This window comes from Diaphorobacter aerolatus, assembly GCF_014489535.1.
Lineage (GTDB): Bacteria > Pseudomonadota > Gammaproteobacteria > Burkholderiales > Burkholderiaceae_C > Diaphorobacter_A > Diaphorobacter_A aerolatus.
In genome coordinates this window covers 3010746-3031446 of the sequence record NZ_CP060783.1, presented here as the reverse complement: position 1 = coordinate 3031446, position 20701 = coordinate 3010746, and the positions used below count along the sequence as shown (strand labels likewise).

Below are 20701 nucleotides of genomic sequence, written 5' to 3'. Positions count from 1 at the left end.
GCTTGTGCGTTTGGCCCCACAGATGATTCAGCGTTGGATTGCGTCTGGCGTCAGCCAGCGGCCAACGCACCGGCGAAGAAGCCCCGCGTGAACGCTTCCTCGAACACCGAGTAGCCCGACCAATCAGCATGCGCAAACGACAATCGCCCGTCGGTGGGCGTGGGCGCGGGTCGAACCCGTTCGCCGTTCGACAGGATGGGATGCGCGCGCGCCAGCGTCTGCGTTCCGATGCGGCTGAGGAACGCCTGATCGCCGGGTGCCGGGATCGACATGGCGTGGCCATAGCGCGTGATCTGCATGCGCCTCGCGCGCTGCGCCAGGTCGGGATGCGCGCCCGAGAGCGACGCGAGGATCGGGTCCGCCCAATAACGCCACGGTTGCTCGGCCAGCAGCTTGCGCCCATCGGGCAGGTCGCCCAGCGCCTGGTAGTAACTCAGCACCGTGGGCGCCGGGCGCGGGTCGAGCCGCTGATGGCCGGCATCGACATAGCCGAGCCCACCGGCGACGGAATCGCCGAACAGCACGTTGTCCCATGCGGGCGCCGCGCCTTCGCGGTCGACGAGCGGTGCGTCGATGTGGATGTTCGCGACCAGCCATGGAGCCCATTGCAGGCGCTTGGCGGCCTCGGTCAGAAAGTCGGGCGGCGTCTGCACCACGCGCGCCGCGACAAACACCGGCAAGGCCACCACACAGCGCTCCGCGGTCCAGCGTTCGATGCGATCCGCTGCCGCGTTGTGCACGTCCACCTGCACGCCGTGACGCATCTGCTCGATGCGCAGAACGCTGGCTCCGACGTGCAACTGGTTGGCAGAAAGCAGTGGCGCGGCCAGTTGCTTGCTGAGCCAGCCATTGCCCTCTCGCCAGGTGAGCACCGCATCACGGTCGGCATCTTCGCTCTCGCCTGCGCCACCACCGCCAGCGTCTTCGCCGGGCGCGTGAAAACCGTGGCGACTCGCGAAGTAGGCAATCGCGGCCCATGCCGAAACGCGCGAAAGGCCCGCGCCGTAGTCGTCACGGCAGCAGTAGTCGAGGTACCAGCGCAGTTGCGGATCGTCGAGACCGTTCGCCGCAAGCCACGTGTGCATCGTCACCGCGTCGAGCGCCAGATGCGATGCGGGCAGCGCGCGACCATGTACCCACGTCTTCATTGCCGGCATGGTGAAGGGCGCTTCGCGCGAGGCCTGCGCAACCAGCGCGGAAAACCGCCGATATTGCAACAGCGTTGACTGCGAAACGCCCTGCATCGGCAACAGGCCTTCCTGCCAATGGCCGTGGAAGAACAGGCGTTCCTGCGGGCTGTGGCACAGCGCCATTTCGTCGTACTTCCAGCGCCCGGCGATGCGCTGGCGCAGGCCCAGTTCTTCGAGAAAGTCCTGCACCTCGCGCGTATCGTCACCGGGAACCGGAAGGTAGTGCGCGCCCATCGGGCAGGCGATACCCGCGACCGACGTGCCCCGGCTGTTGCCGCCCGCCTGGTCCTCCATCTCGAACAGCGCGAAATCGTGCACGCCCGCAAGCCGCAGGGCCCGCGCGGCGGAAAGCCCGGCAATGCCGCCACCGGCGATCACCACTCTCGCGCGATGCTCCACCGTGGGTTGCAGCGCCGCAGCATCGCCACGCTTGAGGCGCTCGCGCAGCGCATGCCCCCTCTCCATGTCGATGCCGGCAAAGCCTCCCTGAAGCTCATGCACGCCGGGCTCGCACCCCGTAAGCCAGGCAGCGCCCGCCATGGCGGCCCCGGCCTTGAGCATCTGGCGGCGGGAGAGATGCGTGGTCGCTGCGGCACGCATCAATGACTCACCTCGCCCCACTCCTGTTCGTAGGTGTGCACCAGCACCTGATTGGACAATCGGTTGACCTCGGCAGGCACGCGCGCCATGTCGAGCGGAAAGTCGAACATCAGCTTCATGGCATCGCGCGACAGAAACCGCAGGCCCTGCGGCAGTTGCTCCGGCATGCGCCACGGCCTGCGGCTTGCGATCACGAAGCCCCATTCGCCAAAGCTCGGCACGTGGGCGTGGTAGGGCTTCGCGGCAAGGCCCACCGATTCGATGGTCGTCACCACGGTCCAGAAACTCTTGCGCGCAATCAGCGGCGACGTGGTCTGGATAACCGCGTAGCCACTCGCCGAAAGCCGCTGATCGAGCAGCGCATAGAAGCTGTTGGTGAACAGCTTGCCGATGGCGAAGTTGGTCGGATCGGGAAAGTCCACGATGATCACGTCGAAGGTGTCCGTGCCCTGTTGCAGCCACTGGAACGCATCGGTGTTGATGACCTTCACACGTGGGTCTTCGAGTGCGTGGCGATTGAGCTGCGTGAGCATCGGATGCTGGCTGAACAGATCCGTCATCGCAGGGTCCAGCTCCACCAGCGTGACCGATTCGACCGAGGGATATTTCAGCACCTCGCGCACCGCCATGCCGTCACCCCCGCCCAGCACGGCGACGCGTTTTGGTGCGCCGTGCGCTGCCATCACGGGATGCACGAGCGCTTCGTGATAACGGTATTCATCGCGCTCGGCAAACTGCAGGTTGCCGTTCAGATACAGACGATAGCCCGGTTTGCCATGCGTGACGACGATGCGCTGGTAAGGCGTGGCGCTGGAAAGCACGATGCGATCCTGATAGAACTTGTCCTCGGCAAAACGTGTGATGTGTTCTGCCCCGAACAGCCCCGCAAGCAGGGCCAGCAGCACCAGCGCGCAGGCCAGCGCGTGCGACTTGAAGCGCCGCAATTCCTTGCGAAACAACCACAGCGCCCACACCGCGATGACGGCGTTCATGAACCCGAACAACAGCCCGTGCGCACCAGTCCGAGCTGCGGCACGAGCAGCAGCGGAAACGCCAGAGACACCGCAAGCGCGCCCAGATAGTCGAACGTCAGCACCTGCGAGACCAGATCCTTGAGCTGCACATTGCGCTTGAGAATCCGCATCACGAGCGGGATCTCCAGGCCCACGAGCGTGCCCACCAGCAGCACCATGCCATACAGCAACACCCTGAACGCGCCCGGCGCATAGGCATTGGCCAGAAACAGGATCGCGGGCAGCGAACCGCCGACCAGCGCCACCATCAGCTCGATGCGTAGAAAATGCGCGGGCAGCTGCCGCTCGAAATAACGCGACAGCCACGAACCCACGCCCATCGCAAACAGGTAGGTACCGATGATCGTGGAGAACTGCAACACCGAATCACCCAGCACATACGACGCGAGCGCACCCGCCGCCAGTTCGTACAACAGCCCGCAGGCCGCAATGACGAACACGCTCGCGAGCAGCGCCACGTCGATCGGGCGCGCACTGCCGACCGGCGCCTCAGGCTCGGAGAGGTGAATGGGTTCGCTGTGGGAATTCATATATCTCTAGCGCCTTCGCCCCCAAGGTGGAGAGGAAGCGAGCGCGGGGACGTGAACGGGTTCTTTGCGGAGTTCGTTTATCTTGTTCCATCACCCTTGGGGAGAGTACGCGAAGGGGCGCAGCACCGGCTTTGGCGCCGTGTCGATTCCGTGCCGCTGCCTACCCTCACCCCGGCCCTCTCCCGCAAGCGGGAGAGCGGGAAAGAATCACCGCCACGAATGCCAAGCCACAAAAATCAATGAATCGCCGCAGCAACGATGATGCTGATGCCCAGGCACATGGCGGCTACCACCATGGCCAGCGCCTTGTTGTGCTTCTCGACAATCTCCGCCCACAGGTCATACGGCGTGAACTTGTCCACGATGATGAAACACACCCAGAAAATCACCACGCCCATCAGCGCGTAGACCAGGGACCCGATCAGCGCTGCCGGCTTCAACCATTCCATTGCGTTCATTTCAAATCTCCCAGAATTCAATCCAACCAGGTCACTTGTGACCACCGCCCGATGAGTAGCCGCCATACGAGCCGCCCGAACTCCGGTAGCCGCTGCCGCCGGATGAGCTCGAACAGGTGCTCAGGATGATCAGCACCACGAATATCACCACGAGAATCAGGATCACCGTGCCGCAGCCAATGCCCTTGGCGGACAGCACCGGCGCGGCGTCTTCGCGTTTGAAGTTCGACAGCTTGTCCGTCATCTTGAACGCATTGGCGACCACGCTCGCATCGATGCGTTCGCCGTGCGACCAGGTGACTTCGCCTTTGGATTCCTCGCGCGAGAGAATCCCCTTACCGCTCGAACTTTCAAAGTCGCTGTTGAAGGTTTTCTGGCCACGCACGACGGGCCAGTAGAACTCGCCGAGCACGTAATTGGTCTCGGCGTTGTAGCTGTATTGCAGCGCGTAGTTCGTTCCCAGATAGCTGGTGCTGCTAGCGCCCTTGTTGTACTTGGGGCACCCGTCGCGGGCCGCACCAGGCTCCAGCCATCGGTGGAGTCGACCAGAAAGATGAAGCCGCGCTTGCGGTGGTAGAGCAGGTACTCGTCCCAGCCGAACCACTCGTCGTCGCCGGGCTCCATGCCCATGCGATGCTGGAAGCCCACCACCTGCCACTTCGCACCCTCGAACTCGCCGATGCGGCCAAGCGGAATCATCGGCTCGACCGGTTCATCCTGCGCCGCGGCGCGCATCTCGCCGCCGATGCCGTTGCTCAGATCGATGATGCTTTTGCACGATGGGCAGGTGCAGGACTTGGTCGAATCGAGCGCCACCGTCACCGTTGCACCGCAATGGGGCAGTTGAACTGGCGCGCCTTCTCATCCTTGGCCGCAGCGCCGTCCTTCAGGCCCTTCATGTTCAGCGCCTCGAGGCGCACCGCGAAACCGCGCTGGATCTGCGGCGGTGTCGTGCCGTAGTCGATCGACAGCACCTCGCCGTCGTCACTGCGCAGTTCGACGATGGTGAACGGCTCGCCGAGCTTCGGCAGCTTGGGCAACTCGCCCTGCGCTGCCGCGAGCGATACGGTGAGGTTGGTGCCGACACTGAACTGCTTGCCGCCGACCGCCGTCGTCATGCCCACGCGAAAGCGGTCTGCGGGTGGCACCTCGCGACCCAATGGGGCGGCGCGCGTGAAGACGAAATTGCCGTTGTCCTCGCTCAGCGTGGCGAGAGTGCCGTCGGGCAGGAACGCATTCCATTCGTTCCAGCTTCCCTGCTCGCTCCTGTATTGGGCGCGCCCAACGAGCATGAACGGAACGTCCTTGCCATCAATGGGCATCGCGCCGGAAGCGCCGAGCTGCAGCGGCGAATAGTCGTCGAACACCTCGGCCATCTTGCCGATGCGTTTCAGCACCTCGCCATCACGCACCACGGTGCTCTGGCAATACGGGCAGACCGCGTAGATCGACTGCGCGCTCTTGAATTCCACAGGCGCGCCGCAGCCCGGACAGGGCGCGGTGTACGAACGCTGGGTGGCGCTATCGGCCATAAATCAGTTCATCTGCTGCTGATGTGGGTGGATACGCATCTGCTGCGGCCCTCCTCACCAGAGACCGCGGCGGACGATGCAGGACGAAGAAATAGACGAAGACAACGCGACGTCGTCGATGCACTCAGACCAGCTTCTTGAGCAGCTCGACCTTCTTCGCGTCGAACTCTTCCTGCGTGAGAATGCCCTTGGACTTGAGTTCGCCGAGCTTCTCGAGCGTGGCCATCACGTCCTCGGGTTTCATCGCGGCAGCCGGCGCGGTCGCGGCGGCTGCGGGCTGCTGCGACGCGGGATTGCCGTTGTTGTTGCTGCTGCTGCCTCCCTGCAAGCCCTGCTGAAGGTTTTGCGCAAGCACCTGGCCGAGCGCCACGCCCGCGCCAAGCCCCATGGCGTCACCGGCAATGCCGCCGCCCTGGCCCGCGCCCTCGGCAAACTTCGGGATCGACTGCGCGGTCTGGTACTGCATGAACTTGCCCATGTCATTGCCGACCATGCCCATGCCGATTTTCTGATCGAGAATCTTCTGCAACTCTTCGGGCAGCGACACGTTCTGCACGGTCATGCCTTCGAGCTTGAGGCCGACCTTCTCGAACGCGGGCGTGAGGTCCTTCGCCAGCGCATCGGCAAACATCATCTGGTTGGCCGCGAGATCGAGGAACGGCACGCCACTCGCCGCAATCGCGGTGCTGATGTGCTGCAGGATCAGGCCACGCAACTGACCGTCGAGATCATCCACGGTGTAGTTTTCACGCGTGCCGGAAATCTCGGTGTGAAACAGCTTCGGATCGGCCACGCGGTAGGCGTAGTTGCCGAAGGCGCGCAGGCGCACCATGCCGAAATCCGTGTCGCGAATCGTGATGGGCTGCGGCGTGCCCCACTTCTGGTCGATCTGCTGGCGCGTCGAGAAGAAGTACACATCGCTCTTGAACGGCGACTCGAAGAGCTTGTCCCAGTTCTTCAGATAGGTGAGCACCGGCAGCGTCTGCGTCGTCAGCTTGTAGGTGCCGGGCATGAATACGTCGGCCACCTTGCCCTCGTTCACGAACATCGCCAGTTGCGATTCGCGCACCACCAGCGTCGCGCCGTTCTGGATTTCCATGTCGCGCATCGGATAGCGCCAGGCCAGAGTCCCATCGCCTTCCTCAGTCCATTGAATGATGTCAATAAACTGTTTTTTGATGAAGTCCATCAGTGCCATGAAAACGCTCCCGCTCTAGAGAAAAGGAAGTGGTGACCAAGAAATTCGTCCGAATCAATGCCGAACATGCGCATCATAGCGACAACACAAAACTCTTCGGCACCAACGATTGCGGACCCCGCCTATCGCAGCATTCAAGACTTTCCAAGGAAATCAATCATCACGCGGTTGCCTGATCACGCCGCCGTAACCTGCGGCCACTTGCCGCCGAGGTTTTCCGTCGCCTCGCGCGCGGCCTTGAGCATCAGCGATTTCATGCGCGACACCGCCAATTCGGAAAAACGCTCCAGCGGCCCGGATACCGACATCGCGCCCACGAGCGAAGCCGAGGGACCGAACACCGGCGCCGCAATCGCGCCGCACAGCGGATCGCGTTCGCCAAACGAGGTGAACAACAGTCCCGAGGGATCGAGCTCGACGGCCGGGGCCCCTCGCCAAACGTCGTCAGCACCTTGCCCGCCGCCCCGCGCCGGATCGGCAGCAGATCGCCGGGCCGAATCCGGTCCAGCGTCGAGTGATTGGAGTCGATGCGCATCAGGCACAGCCGACTCTCGTCATCGTGCCGCACATGGAACGATCCGCTCTCCGTGCCCTGATTCACCAGCCACGCCAGCTGCGGATAGATGGCCTCCTGCAAACCATTGGTCTGCTCGAACGAACGCCCGAACACAAAGGCAAGTGGCCCCAGTGCGTAGCGCTTGTCATTGCGATGCACCACCAACCCGGCCTTCTGCAACGAAGACAACAGGCGCAACAGCGTGCTCTTGTACATGCCGGTGCGCTGCGACAACTCGGTCAGCGTGAGCGCGCCGCCCGCATTGGCAAGAGAGGTGGCGATCAGCAATGCGCGGTCGACGGCGGCAACGCCACCATCGCTGCGGTCCGTGGGTCACTGGAAGAGGAGGCCTTGAGCATGTGCAAAAAAGGTGAGCAGAAAAACCGGATAACCGGAAACAGGACGCGATTGTGACGGAGGACTGGTTCGCGCCGCCCGGACGCCATCGCAGCCATACCGGAGCGCCTGTTTCGAGGTTCCACCAAGCAGAATAAAACTTCTTTTGCTGGTGCATGCCTTCATGCGTGTCATTCAGGGATAACACCTATCTCAACCAATTGACTTGATCCTCGAACTCCTGAAAACTATAAAAGAGAATTTTTATTTCGTCAGATAGAACTCTCTAAAATATTCCCAGCAACACGGAGACAGACACGTGATCAGCAACAAACGCTTTCTTCTAGCGACCGTGGGCTGTGCCACGGCGTTGTGCATGACGGCCGGAGCAGTCCAGGCGCAGGGCCAAGGGGCCTACCCCCACAAGTCGATCCGTTTTGTCGTGGGGTTCAGCGCGGGCAATTCCATTGATTCCGTGGCACGCATCATCGCGCAGCACATCACCAACAAGACCGGGCAGCCAGTGGTGGTCGACAACAAGACCGGCGCCAATGGCATGCTGGCCGCCGCCGAAGTGGCGCGGGCGCAGCCGGACGGCTACACCATCCTGATCAGCAATTCCAGCACCATCACCGTCAATCCATCGCTCTACAAGAAGATCACATACGACGTCAAAAAGGATTTCGCTCCGGTGTCGCTGATCGTGTCCGTGCCGTTCATTCTCACGGTGAACCCGCAGAACGAGCCCATGGGCACGGCGCCCAATCTCAAGGCCATGCTGGATCTTGCCAAGGCCAAGCCCGGCGCTTATTCGTATGGCTCGGCCGGTGTCGGCAATCTCACGCAATTGAGCTATGAACTGCTCAATGGAATGGCGGGCGTGAAGATGACCCATGTCGCGTACCGCGGCACGGCGCCCGCGCAGGTGGCCGTGCTTGCCAAGGAAGTCGATTCCACATTCGACAACCCCTCGTCGGTTCCCAAGATCAAGGCGGGCCAGTTGCGCGCGATGGCGGTCACCTCGGCGCAGCGCTGGCACGAGCTGCCCGACGTTCCGACGATTGCCGAGGCTGGCTATCCCGGCTTCGACATCTCGTTCTGGGTGGGCGCACTCGCTCCGGCGCAGACGCCCCCGGCCATCGTGAAGACGCTCTCCGACCTGATTGCCACGGCCGTGCAGGATCCCGAGGTCAAGGCAAAGCTCGCGCAGCAGGGCAACATCCGCATGCTCGCAACGCAGCAGTTCGAGACGCAGATCGACGCCGAGACCAAGCAGTACGCCGACATCATCCGCAAGGCCAACATCACGCTGAGCGAGTGACAGAGAGCGGCGGCGCGGCGGCACCGGAAGCAGCGCAAGGACCGACCGACATGGACAAGGCACGCCGACGAGGCGAGCGGCAGATATGGAGCGCAACAAGGTGGCCTGGGAAAAAGAACTCGACGAACTCCAACGCAGAACCGAACTCTCGCAGCGCATGGGAGGGCCGGACAAGCTCAAACGCCATCGCGACGCTGGCAAGCTGCCAGTACGCGAACGCATCGCGGCGCTGGTCGACGAAGGATCGTTTCGCGAAGTGGGTGGGCTTGCCGGAAGCGGCAGTTACGACGGGAACGGTGCGCTGACCGACTTCACGCCCTCCAACCTGCTCATGGGTCGTGCGCGCATCGAGGGGCGGCCCGCCGTCGTAATGGGCGATGACTTCACGGTGCGCGGGGCGCCAACGACGGGGCGGTCGGCGACAAGATGATCGTGGCAGAACAGATGGCGCACGACCTGCGCATTCCGCTGGTGCGCCTGGTCGACGGCACGGGTGGTGGCGGGTCGGTCAAGAACATCGAACTCAAGGGCCACACGTTGCTGCCCAAGCTGAAGTCTTGGCCTTATATCGCGCGCAACCTGGCCACCGTGCCGGTGGTGGGCCTGGGCCTGGGCTCGGTCGCGGGACTCGGCGCGGCGCGGGTGTCCGCAAGCCACTATTCGGTGATGGTTCGCGACACCGCGCAACTCTTCGTCGCCGGACCTCCAGTGGTCGCGCGCACGGGCCAGCACATTGACAAGAACGACCTCGGCGGCAGCCAGATCCATACACGCAATGGCGTGGTGGACGACGAAGCCGAGTCCGAAATCGACGCCTTCGCGCGCGCGCGCCGGTTTCTCTCCTACCTGCCCTCCTCGATCCATGAACTGCCGCCACGCGCCGAAGCCGGTCGCAGCGCGTCGGACAATCAACAGGCGCTGCGCAACGCGATTCCCGAGAACACACGTTCGGTCTACAAGATCCGCAGCATCGTGGAAACGCTGGTGGACACCGGCTCATTCATGGAGATCGGCCGCCATTGGGCAAAGCCATCGCTGCCGGACTGGCGCGCATCGATGGCTGGCCGGTGGTCGTCGTCGCGAGCGATCCGTACCACTATGGCGGCGCCTGGGATCGCCAGACCGCCGAAAAATACATGCGCATGGTGGACCTTGCGGAACAATTTCATCTGCCGGTCGTGAATCTGGTGGATGTGCCTGGTTTTCGCATCGGCCTCGAAGCAGAAAAGGAAGGCGTGATGCGCGCCGGAGTGCGTGCGCTGACCGCCATCGCCCAAAGCACGGTGCCATGGTGCACCATCATCATCCGCAAGGCGTTCGGCGTGGCGGGAGGCGGACACCAGAGTGCCGACCGTTTCAACTTCCGCTACGCATGGCCGTCCGCGCAATGGGGCTCGCTGCCGATCGAGGGCGGCCTCGAGGTCGCCTACAAGGCAGACATCGAAGCATCGGCCGATCCCGAGGCGACGCGCCAGCGCATCGAAGCGCGCGTGCGCGGCCTCACGTCGCCCTATCGCAGCGCGGAAGCCTTTGTGGTGGAGGACATCATCGATCCCGCCGAAACCCGCGCCGCCCTGATCGAATTCGCACATATCGCGGCCCCTCTGCGTTTGGCCGGTCAGGCACGCTTCGGCTTTCGACCCTGACGGCCACATCCCTTCATTCCACGTTTCACCGAACACACCGCCATGGCAACCATTCTCAAGTCCCCACTCTCCGGTCGCGTCGTGACCTTGTGCGCCGAGCTGCAAGCCACCGTCGCGTCGGGCGACGCACTGCTCATCGTGGAATCGATGAAAATGGAAATTCCCGTCGAGGCCGAGGGCTCGGCCAGGGTCGCGAAGTTTCTGGTCGATGCAGGCGACGAGGTGACCGAGGGCCAGCCGCTGGTGGAGCTGCAATGAGCACCGCCGATCACACGCACACCCCGTTTGCGCGACATGGCCGCGTGGCGGTCATCAGCTGGTCGAACCCGCCTGTCAACGGCATTTCGTTTGCGCTGCGCCAGCATCTGACGGCGGGGCTCGACGCCGCGCTCGCGGACCCCGACATCGACGCCATCGTCGTCACCGGAGACGGTCGCATGTTCTCGGGCGGAGCGGACATCCGCGAATTCAACACCCCAGGAGCACGTCGGAGCCAACGACGCCGCAACTCATCACGCGCCTGGAAAACCTCGACAAACCCGTGGTCGCGGCCATTCATGGATCGGCGCTTGGCGGCGGGCTCGAACTCGCACTCGGATGCCACTGGCGCGTGGCGCTCTCCGACGCCAGCATCGCGCTGCCCGAGGTGAAGCTGGGCCTGCTGCCGGGCGGTGGCGGCACGCAGCGCCTGCCGCGCCTCATCGGCGTGGAGAAGGCACTGGACTGGATCGTCACGGGCAAGACCATCAAGGCCCGGGCGGCTCTGGATGCGGGAGTGCTCGACGCGCTGTTTGACGACGACCTGATCCGCAACGCCGTCGAATTCGCAACCCGGCTCGACAAGGCGCACGCGTTGCGCGCCACGGGCAAGCTCCCGGTCAAGGTACCCGGCAACGCGGCAGAACTGTTCGAGAAGGCACGCGAGAACGCACGCAAGACCGCGCGCGGCATGGATGCGCCCCTGCAGTGCATCGCCTGCGTCGAAGAGGCCACTCGCAGCACGCTCGAAGAGGGCTTGGCGTTTGAGCGCGCGCGCTTTCTGGAACTGGTCAACGGCACGCAGTCCAAGGCTATACGTCATCTGTTCTTTGCCGAGCGCGAGGCCGCCAAGCCACCGCGCGACGCCAAGGACGCGCCGCTGCGCGACGTGCAGACGGTGGGTGTGATCGGCGCAGGGACGATGGGCACGGGAATCGCCATGGCGTTTGCCAACGCCGGATATCCGGTCACTTTGGTGGAGGTGGCTGAAACGAATTTGCAGAAGGGCCTCGCGACCATTCAGCGCAACTACGAGGCCACCGTCAGCAAAGGCAAGCTCGACGCCGGAGAGGCCAGACTGCGCGTCGACCGCATTTGCGGCGCGACCAACATGCAGCAGCTCGCCGACGTGGATCTCGTGATCGAGGCCGCGTTCGAAGACGTCGCCGTCAAGCACGACCTGTTCAGGCAACTCGACCGCATCGCCAAGCCAGGAGCCATCCTGGCCACCAACACGTCGCGTCTCGACATCAACGACATCGCCGCCGTCACCCGCCGTCCGCACGACGTGGTGGGACTGCATTTCTTCAGTCCCGCGAATGTCATGAAACTGCTGGAGATCGTGCGCGGACAGGCCACTTCGGCCGATGTCCTGGCGACGGTGCTTCAGGTCGCCAAAAAGATCGGCAAGGTGCCTGCCGTGGTCGGCGTATGCGATGGTTTTGTCGGCAATCGCATGGTCAGCCCGTACACGCGCGAGGCGCATTTCCTGCTCGAAGAAGGCGCCACACCGCAGCAGGTGGATCAGGCGCTGGAGCGATTCGGTCTGGCGATGGGCCCCTTGCGCATGGGCGACATGGCCGGACTCGACATCAGTTGGGCGGCACGCAAGCGTCTCGCGCCGACACGCCCCAGGCACATCCGCTACTGCCACATCGCCGATCGACTGTGCGAGTCCGGGCGACTGGGTCAGAAGACCGGCGAAGGCTTCTACCGCTATGAAGCGGGCAGCCGCGCGCCGATCCCCGATTCCAGGGTCGAGGACATCATCAAGGCCTGCGCGCACGAGTCCGGCATCGAGCGCCGCACCATCACCGACGAGGAAATCGTCGAGCGCACCATGTACGCGCTGGTCAACGAGGCCGCGCGCATTCTGGAGGACGGCATCGCACAGCGCGGCAGCGACATCGACGTGATCTACGTGAACGGCTACAGCTTCCCGGCGGGACGCGGCGGCCCTCTCTTCTATGCGGACACCGTCGGCCTGCCCAAGGTGCTGGAACGCATCCGCGAATTTCACCGCATTCACGGTGAGCTCTGGACACCCGCTCCGTTGCTCGAGCGGCTCGTCGCGCAAGGCAGGCCGATCTCCACCTACGAAGTTCCAGCGGCGGCGACGCCATGACCGAACGCAGGCACGCTGTCGCGCCAGGGCCTGGCGGAAACGCCGTGAGAGCTGCCGGTTTCCAGGAGCTGTCCGCATGCTGAACAAAGTCGTCGATTCGGTGCAGCACGCCGTGCGCGACGTGCGGGATGGCGCCGTCATCATGATCGGCGGCTTCGGAATTTCGGGTGTGCCGACCGAACTCGTGTGCGCGCTGCTCGATCAGGGTGCTCGCGAACTCACCATCGTCAACAACAACGCGGGCAATGGGAAATATGGCCTGAGCCAACTCATCGAGGCAGGCCGCGTGCGGCGCATGGTGTGCTCGTTCGCACGCAATTCCAACCCCAAAATACCGAATGCCGACGCCTTCGCCGAATGGTATCGCGCGGGCAGGATCGAACTCGAATGCGTCCCTCAAGGAACCATGGCCGAGCGCATGCGCGCCGCGGGCTCGGGCCTCGGTCCGTTCTTCACACCGACGTCCTATGGCACCGCGTTGGCGCAGGGCAAGGAAACGCGGGTCATCGACGGCGTGGGCTATGTGCTCGAGAACCCACTGCGTGGCGACTTCGCGTTCGTGAAGGCGCGCAGCGCAGACCCTTGGGCAATCTCATGTTCCGCAACGCCGAGCGCAACTTCGGTCCGGTGATGTGCATGGCCGCAAGGATTGCCGTCGCACAGGTGGACGAGATCGTTGCGCTCGGCGGCTTCGTGCCGGAAAACGTGATGGTGCCCGGCATCTTCGTGCAACGCGTCGTTCAAGTAAAAGCCTCCCAGCCATGATCACCGCCTTCAAACGACTCACCCGCGAGGAAATGGCCGCGCGCGTCGCCAGCGACATTCCGGACGGCAGCTACGTGAATCTTGGCATCGGCATTCCGACGCTGATCTCCAAATGCCTGCCCAAGGATCGTGACGTGATCCTGCACAGCGAGAACGGCATCCTTGGCATGGGCCCCGCCCCGCTGACGGCCTGGTCGATCCCAGCCTGCTGAACGCGAGCAAGGAACCGGTGTCGCTGCTTGCAGGAGCATCGATCTGCGACCACAGCATGTCGTTTGCGATGATGCGCGGCGGGCACATCGACGTGTCAGTGCTCGGTGCCTTCCAGGTCGCGCACAACGGCGATCTGGCCAACTGGGACACCGGCGCGCTCGACGCGATCCCCGCCGTGGGCGGCGCGATGGATCTGGTCGCTGGCGCCAAGCAGGTCATCGTGGTGATGGAGCACACCACCAGGGACGGCCAGCCCAAGATCGTGGAGCAATGCACCTATCCGCTGACCGGCGCCGGTGTTGTCGACCGCATCTACACCGATGTGGCGGTGATCGACGTGACGCCCCGGGGGCTGGTTCTGCGCTCGATGGTGGACGGCCTGACGTTCGAGCAACTGCAGGCGATGACCGGCGCCCCATTGCTGCGCGCTTGAGGGCGTTTCCCATCCGTGCATTACCATGCGGGCGCACGTTCCACTCCGGCACTCGCCCCAAACCCGGCCATGGCCTATAGCGATATCGATCATCATCTGCTGGTCTTCGACCTCGCTCCGGTCGGTCTCCTCGTCGCAAAGCATCGGCAGATCAGTTCCTACAACCAGAGCTTTTGTGACATCTTTGGCTACCCGCCCGAGGCGCTGCTCGGCCGGTCGCTGGAGGTGCTCTACCCGTCTGCGTCCGAATTTACCGACACGGGCTCGCGTGCGCTGGCGCTGATGCGCGAGACAGGCAACTATGCGGACTCGCGCATCATGCGCAAGCACGATGGCTCGCTGTTCTGGTGCCATGTCGCGGGCAGGACGGCGGACCGCGTGGATCCTTTCGCGCTTTCGGTCTGGGTGTTCGAGGACATCTCGGCCGAGCGCCCGGTGACCACGGCCCTGACGGCACGCGAGCGGCAGATTGCACAGTTTCTGGTCTCGGGCAAATCGAGCAAGCAGATTGCGGCCGATCTGGGCATCAGCTTGCGGACCGTCGAAGCCCATCGCGGGCGCTTGATTCGCAAGTTCGATGTGTCGGGCACGAATGAGTTGATTGCAAGGCTCGTGGGGAGAGTCTGAAAAACGTCCTCAAGATGTGATGCAAGGGTTTGGGCTAAAAACACGGCTCAGATCATCACGCTGCTTGCCCTGTCCAATATGGGTGCCTCTCATAGCCACCGAATTTCGCGAGGTTGGTAGCGCAAAGCGTGATTCAGAGGCGTAAATTGACGACAAAAGTGCAGTTTCGGACGATTTGAGGCCTTTTAGTCCTTAAATCCCGCGCTTATGCAGCCTGCAGATGCGCCTGTATCTTTGAGGGCTTCGATTTGAAGAAGGGATCAATCCCGTTTTCAAGGAATGAAGCCAGACGCTTGAGGTTGTAGCAGGCCGCCATCAGCGTCATGACCGTGCTTGCGACAGACCTCAGCCACCGGCGCGCCGGCTTCGCCTTCCTTCAAGATGGCCACGATTTGGCTCTCGCTGAACTTGCTCTTTCTCATTGCTGCCTCTGCTTTCTCTTTGAGGCCGTATTCTCCAGTTATGAGTTGTCTAATTTTAGGGAAAGCTTACGAGATTTAATAAATATTTTATTATCTTCAAAAATTACAGGATGCTGCACGTAGCGCGTGAAAAAACGTCATCACTGCAAAACACCAGAAGACAGGTGATATTGAATATCAAACCGGAAGTTTTTGCATCGAAAAATCCCCGAGCTGCTGCGCGCACGAGGGCGAAATTATTCAGGAGCGACTCATTGGCTTCCAACACTGGCAGCGCTTCGGGGCGGTAGGGCCGCCTGAAATGAATATTTCAGCGACTACTATTCCTCATTTAAATCTAACACCTGCTATTAATCCGTAGAAAAATGCGATACCCGCGCCAAGTACCCCGCCTACAAATACCTTTCCTAGAGATTCCATTTTTACACTCACACCCATCATCAGTGAAAATAAAAAAAGAAAAACACCATACACCAACACTCCAAAAATCGATGCACAAAGGGCCAAATTCAGAACAGTAAGCAGATTATTTTTTTGCAAAATGAAAATACTGGGAACTCCAAAAAGAAAAAAACCTATATACCCAAAAAATATTGAAGCAAAAACCCCAACACCCAACCCTGATCGAGACGCATTTGTTATAAGACTTAGAGAAATCAATAACATGGCCGGAAATAGCGGGGCAATCAGTATTGCGATTAATGTTCTTAAATTCATTTGCACAAGCAATCTCCTAGTATTTGTTCCGTCTGTGGATACCATACATTGTCTATAAAATATGACAAACCAGATTTCTGCCCTATTGGCCCTTGCGCCCAACCAACGCCTTCTCCAAAATTATTCACAACGCCGTTACTCACCGTACGTGCCACATACCCCGGGAAAAGTTTATGACCAGGCTGAGTGACATTCACAACAACGGTTCCGTTATTCAGACTAAATGACTTAACTGGATTATTGTTATATCCTCCAGAATCATTTCCAAAGGAACTTAAATAATCAACTCCATCGAATACACTTTGTGCCAAATCTGGAGTTGCATTGTTCATGGCGCCGCTTGGGTTGCAGCATTTGGCTTTCCGGGAGTTGGTGATTGAACGATGCCTTTCATAACGCAGTCTGGATTTGCCCCCTTTAATGGAACTTGCTTGTTATAATAGTGATAGTGCCAACTCGCTTCACTACTGATTGCATCCGGCCATCCGTCTGGTCTTGGGAATGAAATAGAAGGCCCGCCAGGAACATTGCAATTCACAGTATTCCCAGAAGCAACGCATGCCAAACCTAGGGGATCAATACCGGAATTTGGATTATTAGCTGTATATCTAAATGGATTAATTCCACCAGATAGATTTATTGGGTCCTGGTTTATGTAATTTCCGCAAAAATTATCGTAATATCTGTGTCTATTATAGTGCAAGTTAGTAATTTCATCGACTTGTTGGCCAGCTAAGCGGATGGGTTGATATAGGTGTTTGGGGTTATATTCATTTTGAACGTTTCCCCACGCGTCAAACAGACTCGCCCACTCACAATATCCTTGTTCATTGACTAGTTCGTTTGGCGTTCCCAAGTGGTCACATAAGTAATACCTTACCTCCACACTTTGCGCACTTTCCGCACGCTGCGTTCGCACCATTTGCTGAAATTCGATCAGCTGTCTTTGGATAAAACCCTGCATGCTCGTATTTATCGCTCCAATATCTCTGAGCATGCCACGAAGGGCCGTTTGCGCAACACCCGGTTGCATGTGCTCAATTAGCTCTTCAGCCATATCCAAATCTGCTCTGGCAGCCCGGCGCAACTGCACCAGCGGCGTAAAGCTGCCCGGCTCGTACACCGTGTGCACGATCTCCGGCTGGCTCTGCCCGTCGATGTCCCGGGCATTGCCATGGTTGAGCCGCTCGGTATGCACCAGCCGGTCCCCGTCCCAGCCAAAGTAATCGGTTGTCCCGCTTTCTTCGCCTGCATCCTTGTGGCCCATGTGACCCAAGTTGCTCGCGTGACCTGTGTTGCCCGCATTGCTGTACTTGGCCAGCCGCCTGCCAAACGCGTCATAGCGGTAGCGCTGGGTGAGCTGTGTGCCTTCGTCCTCTCCTTCACCATCTTTTTCGTGAACCACGACTTGCACCAGCTGGTTGCCCTTGTCGTAGGCCAGCTCCATCTTGCGGCGCGCTTTTCCTGCCATGCCCTGCACGCTTTCAGTGCGGTTGCCCCGGCTGTCGTAGCGGTAGTGAATCCTGGCGCCTTCGCTGCTCGCATCTTCGCTGTTCTCGTAGTAGCCCACACGGTTGCCGTGCCACTTCGCGGTGGCGGCCCAGTCCTCCAGGTGTCCCCTTGCTCCGGCTTGCCCTGCAGGGCGTTGTAGTCGCTGCGCGCCATCTGCTCGCGGCTGACCGGCGTTGCCTCGCGGCCCGCTCTTTGCTGCGTCCTTTGGCGGTCTGTTTCGTTCAGCGCTCCCGTGATGACATCGCCCGCCCCGGGGTTGCCTGCCGGCTCTGCAATGGGCAGGCGGTTGCCCGCCGGGTCGAACCTCCAGCGCTGCTGGCCCGCCTGCGGGGTGTCTGCACCTGTGAGGCGGCCTGCCGCGTCGTAGGCAAAGCGGCTCATGCCCGCCGGGCTCTGGATGCCCACCATCTGTCCCAGGCTGTCGTAGTGGTAGTGCCGGGACGCCAGCGCCCGAGCACGGCCTGTGGGGCCTTGCGGGCTGGGCGAGGCCTGCGCTGTGGACGGGGCTGCCCCCGGCAGGCTGTCCAGCATGTCAGGCAGGCCCGCGCCTTGCGCAAAGCCGCCCCACTGCATGGATGTCAGGCGCCCGGCGCTGTCCCAGCCCAGCTGGCGGATCAAAGGCTCGGCCGTGGTGCTCGCCAACTGGCGTCTGACCTCGCGGTGCAGCGCATCTCGCTCCAGGTCCACCAGGCTCTCGCCTTGCCAGGTGATGCCGTGCACGTGGCCCGAACCATAAAGCAGGTAGCCCACCTCGCCCAGACCCTGCAACTGGCTCGCTTGCCGGTTGCCCAGCACATCCAGGCGATGGCTGATGCGGTGTTCGAACTCGATCTCCGGCCCGGCGGCAGGAGGGTCCATCACACCGGCGCCGTTGTGGGTCGTGGCTCTGGAGGGGAGGTGTGTTTGTACAGGCGCTGGATCTCGCCTGTGACCCGGCCCGCCACATCGCGCTCGATGATGGCCTGGCTTTGCAGTTGCGCCCCGGCTTCTGGCGCTTCATGCCAGACGCTTGCTTGCAGCAACTCGCCTGCCTTGCCCCATTGGTAGCGGTGCGTGGTCGCGGGCACGAGCTCGCTTGGCGGCAGATGCCTTGCAATGAGCTGCCCCGTGATGCTCCACTCGTAGTGGCTCGTGTGGCTTGCCAGGCCCTGCTGCGCCTCCCAGCCGTCTGCCGAGTGCGTGAGCTGCCCGGCTGCATCGTAGCGGTAGCTTTGCACCCGGGCATCAAAGCCGGTCTCCCTTGCCAGACGGTCCATCACGTCCCACTCGAAGCGGGTGTGCTCACCGTTCTCGTTGGTCAGCAGCGCAAGGCGTCCGGCCACGTCATAGGCGAAGGCCAGGCTGTGGCCCGCGTGGCTGCGCCGCGTGAGCCGTCCCCACAGGTCGTACTCCATGCTGACCGAGGCCGCCGTCGTGCTGGCGGGCGCTCTGCTGCGGCCCTCTGCGCTGTACCCCTCCACGCTGTACACATCTGCGCTGCGCTTGTCATCCTGCCCGCGCGCACCTGGCTCACCTGCCCCGGGCGTCGTACTCGTAGTGCTCTGAGCTGCCGTCGGCGTAGTGCACGGCCTGCAACTGGTCCCTGTCGCTGTACTGGTAGCGTACGCGCTCACCCAGCGCGTTCACCACCGCCGTGCTCCTGCCCCAGCGGTCGTACTCGTAGCGGGTGCTCTGCCCGGAGCAATCGGTGTAGCTTGCCACCTGCCCCGCCGCGGTATAGGCAATGTGCTTGTCTCCACCCCTGGCATCGGTGATGCGAACGGGTTTGTCTGCGTTCAGGCGCGTGGCAGGCTCCGCTGCCGCACTGGCAATGTCCGGGTAGTGATAGTGCTCGGCGCTGCCATCTGCCAGGATGATTTGCGTGAGGCGGCCCAGGCGGTCATATCCGTAGCGGATCGTGCGCCCGGCCGCATCGGTGGTGCTTTGCAGCAGCCCACTACCCTCCTCGTAGGTCTGGCTGCTGGTGCTGCCATCGGGCCCCTGGGTGGACAGCAGTTGCCCCAGGGGACTCACCTGCATGCGCACGCTGCGCCCCAGCGGGTCCGTGACGCCCGTGAGGTGCCCGTACTGGTTGTAGCTTCGCCTCACGGTGCTGCCATCGGCGCGCACATGCTCGGTCAGCCGCGACAGGCCCGCTTCGCCCTGGAAGATGTAGGTCTCAACGCGCCCCAGGCTGTCGGTGACGATGCAGGCCCGGCGCGGCTGTCCATCGGCTTCGGGTAGCGCGCGGTAGTCAAAGCGGTAGTCGATGCCCTCCTGGTTGCTTTGCTCTACCGCCTTGCCCCCAGGCTCATAGCGGTCGTAGGCGTAGCGGTGCTCGGGCCCGCTTTTTTCCTGATGAAAGACCATCAGGTGGTTGCGCCAGGCAAACCGGCGCACTGTGTCCCCGTGGCGGTTCTTCACGGCAACCAGGTCGCCCTCCGCGCTGTAGGCGTAGCTGACGAGATCGATCGACTGCGCGAGAGCGCCGGTTTGCAGGGGAAGCGCAGGATCGCGCCTGAGCTCAATGCGCATCAGGCGCACGCCGCTGTCCGCCTGCCAGTGAAAGTGACTACCCTCGCGCCCGTAGTGCCGGGCGTCCTGTGCTGCGCTGACCCGGCTGTAGTGCAACTGGTAGTGGCGCCCCACGCCATCGTCGATGCCGGTGATGCGCGATTGCCCCAGCACCTCTGCCCAGTGGTAGCGCTGCGTGCGGCCAAGGCTCTCCAGCTTGCCCAGCAGCACCCAGCCCGCATCGGGCGCAGGCAGCTGCGTGGCCGGGTGCGTCTGCGCAGCCCTGCGCGCAGCCTCCATCGCCTGCCAGTTCGCGGGAGCAAACACCCACAGCGTGTCGCCACCCCCGTTGGCGGCAAAAATGAGATGACTTGCGCAGGCCATCTCGCGACTGATCCACGCAAAGCGGTCTCTCCACCAGGCGGGCGCCTGCTGGTCTGCAAGCGCAGCGGTGCCGACAGCCGAAGCCGCAACCGAAGCCTGCCCCGCGTCCTGCCCGCGTCCAGGGCAAACCGCGCCCCGCCAGTGAGCGAGGCCAGCTCCTGCGCCAGGTTGCCCGGGTGCATCCCCGTGCGCAGCAGCCAGATGTCTTCGCTGGGACTGTAGAGCGACTCGCCTGGCGCCAGCGCATCAAACGTGATGGTGCGCCCCTGGCTGTCGTGCAGCAACGTGGCGCCGGCCTGCACCGTCAGGCGCAGCTCCAGCGGCGCGCTCCAGCCGTAACCCAGCACGCCG

The 20701-nt window shown here is 62.3% G+C and carries 12 protein-coding genes and 9 pseudogenes; 7 read left to right on the top strand and 14 right to left on the bottom strand.

The window, feature by feature from the left end:
* Nucleotides 1-50: 50 nt before the first annotated feature.
* The 6 genes and pseudogenes from H9K75_RS14100 to H9K75_RS14075 all read right to left on the bottom strand — a co-directional run bounded on the left by H9K75_RS14100 (nt 51) and on the right by H9K75_RS14075 (nt 7386).
* The gene (locus H9K75_RS14100) at nt 51-1790 is read right to left on the bottom strand and encodes an FAD-dependent oxidoreductase (protein ID WP_187723137.1); all 1740 of its coding nucleotides are present in this window, start codon (nt 1788-1790) and stop codon (nt 51-53) included.
* Nucleotides 1790-3354 (bottom strand): annotated as a pseudogene (locus H9K75_RS14095) (polyamine aminopropyltransferase). Before H9K75_RS14095 ends, H9K75_RS14100 begins: the two are co-directional and overlap by 1 nt.
* Before the next feature lie 236 nt (nt 3355-3590).
* The gene (locus tag H9K75_RS14090; protein ID WP_187723136.1) at nt 3591-3812 is read right to left on the bottom strand and encodes a DUF350 domain-containing protein; all 222 of its coding nucleotides are present in this window, start codon (nt 3810-3812) and stop codon (nt 3591-3593) included.
* A gap of 31 nt (nt 3813-3843) precedes the next feature.
* Nucleotides 3844-5344: pseudogene (locus tag H9K75_RS14085) on the bottom strand (DUF4178 domain-containing protein).
* Nucleotides 5345-5468: 124 nt separating this feature from the next.
* Nucleotides 5469-6542 (bottom strand): SPFH domain-containing protein, encoded by a 1074-nt coding sequence (locus H9K75_RS14080; RefSeq protein WP_187723135.1) that lies wholly within the window; start codon nt 6540-6542, stop codon nt 5469-5471.
* A gap of 253 nt (nt 6543-6795) precedes the next feature.
* On the bottom strand, nt 6796-7386 hold the full coding sequence (locus tag H9K75_RS14075) for a helix-turn-helix domain-containing protein (RefSeq protein ID WP_226858207.1): 591 nt from the start codon (nt 7384-7386) through the stop codon (nt 6796-6798).
* Nucleotides 7387-7753: 367 nt separating this feature from the next.
* On the opposite strand from H9K75_RS14075, the gene H9K75_RS14070 reads away from it, so the two are divergent.
* From H9K75_RS14070 to H9K75_RS14040, 7 genes and pseudogenes are all read left to right on the top strand, one after another.
* Nucleotides 7754-8755, top strand: a complete 1002-nt coding sequence (locus H9K75_RS14070) for a Bug family tripartite tricarboxylate transporter substrate binding protein (protein ID WP_226858206.1) — start codon at nt 7754-7756, stop codon at nt 8753-8755.
* Nucleotides 8756-8855: 100 nt separating this feature from the next.
* Nucleotides 8856-10401 (top strand): annotated as a pseudogene (locus H9K75_RS14065) (acyl-CoA carboxylase subunit beta).
* A 42-nt stretch (nt 10402-10443) separates the two neighbouring features.
* The gene (locus H9K75_RS14060) at nt 10444-10659 is read left to right on the top strand and encodes an acetyl-CoA carboxylase biotin carboxyl carrier protein subunit (protein WP_187723134.1); all 216 of its coding nucleotides are present in this window, start codon (nt 10444-10446) and stop codon (nt 10657-10659) included.
* Nucleotides 10656-12784: pseudogene (locus H9K75_RS14055) on the top strand (3-hydroxyacyl-CoA dehydrogenase NAD-binding domain-containing protein). Before H9K75_RS14060 ends, H9K75_RS14055 begins: the two are co-directional and overlap by 4 nt.
* A gap of 76 nt (nt 12785-12860) precedes the next feature.
* A pseudogene (locus tag H9K75_RS14050) lies at nt 12861-13549 on the top strand (3-oxoacid CoA-transferase subunit A).
* Nucleotides 13546-14195, top strand: a pseudogene (locus H9K75_RS14045) (3-oxoacid CoA-transferase subunit B). The pseudogenes H9K75_RS14050 and H9K75_RS14045 overlap by 4 nt, the downstream one beginning before the upstream one ends.
* A gap of 69 nt (nt 14196-14264) precedes the next feature.
* Nucleotides 14265-14822, top strand: a complete 558-nt coding sequence (locus H9K75_RS14040) for a PAS and helix-turn-helix domain-containing protein (protein ID WP_187723133.1) — start codon at nt 14265-14267, stop codon at nt 14820-14822.
* A gap of 205 nt (nt 14823-15027) precedes the next feature.
* Here H9K75_RS14040 and H9K75_RS25560 read toward each other — a convergent pair.
* From H9K75_RS25560 to H9K75_RS25550, 8 genes and pseudogenes are all read right to left on the bottom strand, one after another.
* Nucleotides 15028-15159, bottom strand: a pseudogene (locus H9K75_RS25560) (IS5/IS1182 family transposase); the annotation flags it as partial.
* Nucleotides 15149-15244 (bottom strand): annotated as a pseudogene (locus H9K75_RS14035) (transposase); the annotation flags it as partial. The pseudogenes H9K75_RS14035 and H9K75_RS25560, both read right to left, overlap by 11 nt.
* Before the next feature lie 327 nt (nt 15245-15571).
* Nucleotides 15572-15967: a hypothetical protein gene (locus H9K75_RS14030; RefSeq protein WP_187723132.1), complete on the bottom strand. Its 396-nt coding sequence runs from the start codon at nt 15965-15967 to the stop codon at nt 15572-15574.
* Nucleotides 15958-16293, bottom strand: a complete 336-nt coding sequence (locus H9K75_RS14025; protein WP_187723131.1) for a hypothetical protein — start codon at nt 16291-16293, stop codon at nt 15958-15960. The genes H9K75_RS14030 and H9K75_RS14025 overlap by 10 nt, the downstream gene beginning before the upstream one ends.
* On the bottom strand, nt 16290-17531 hold the full coding sequence (locus H9K75_RS24010) for an RHS repeat-associated core domain-containing protein (protein ID WP_226858204.1): 1242 nt from the start codon (nt 17529-17531) through the stop codon (nt 16290-16292). Before H9K75_RS24010 ends, H9K75_RS14025 begins: the two co-directional genes overlap by 4 nt.
* Nucleotides 17532-18330: 799 nt before the next feature.
* Nucleotides 18331-18933, bottom strand: a complete 603-nt coding sequence (locus tag H9K75_RS14010) for an RHS repeat protein (protein WP_187723128.1) — start codon at nt 18931-18933, stop codon at nt 18331-18333.
* A gap of 49 nt (nt 18934-18982) precedes the next feature.
* A complete protein-coding gene (locus tag H9K75_RS14005; protein WP_187723127.1) occupies nt 18983-20350 on the bottom strand; it encodes an RHS repeat protein in 1368 nt (455 codons plus the stop codon).
* Between the two features lie 299 nt (nt 20351-20649).
* Nucleotides 20650-20697 (bottom strand): annotated as a pseudogene (locus tag H9K75_RS25550) (hypothetical protein); the annotation flags it as partial.
* Nucleotides 20698-20701: the final 4 nt, after the last annotated feature.

Excerpts from the sequence above, each read along its gene's own strand:
- H9K75_RS14100 (WP_187723137.1), bottom strand. The coding sequence starts at position 1,790 with ATGCGTGCCGCAGCGACCACGCATCTCTCCCGCCGCCAGATGCTCAAG.
- H9K75_RS14090 (WP_187723136.1), bottom strand. The coding sequence starts at position 3,812 with ATGAACGCAATGGAATGGTTGAAGCCGGCAGCGCTGATCGGGTCCCTG.
- H9K75_RS14080 (WP_187723135.1), bottom strand. The coding sequence starts at position 6,542 with ATGGCACTGATGGACTTCATCAAAAAACAGTTTATTGACATCATTCAA.
- H9K75_RS14060 (WP_187723134.1), top strand. The coding sequence starts at position 10,444 with ATGGCAACCATTCTCAAGTCCCCACTCTCCGGTCGCGTCGTGACCTTG.
- H9K75_RS14040 (WP_187723133.1), top strand. The coding sequence starts at position 14,265 with ATGGCCTATAGCGATATCGATCATCATCTGCTGGTCTTCGACCTCGCT.
- H9K75_RS14025 (WP_187723131.1), bottom strand. The coding sequence starts at position 16,293 with ATGAACAATGCAACTCCAGATTTGGCACAAAGTGTATTCGATGGAGTT.
- H9K75_RS14005 (WP_187723127.1), bottom strand. The coding sequence starts at position 20,350 with ATGGCCTGCGCAAGTCATCTCATTTTTGCCGCCAACGGGGGTGGCGAC.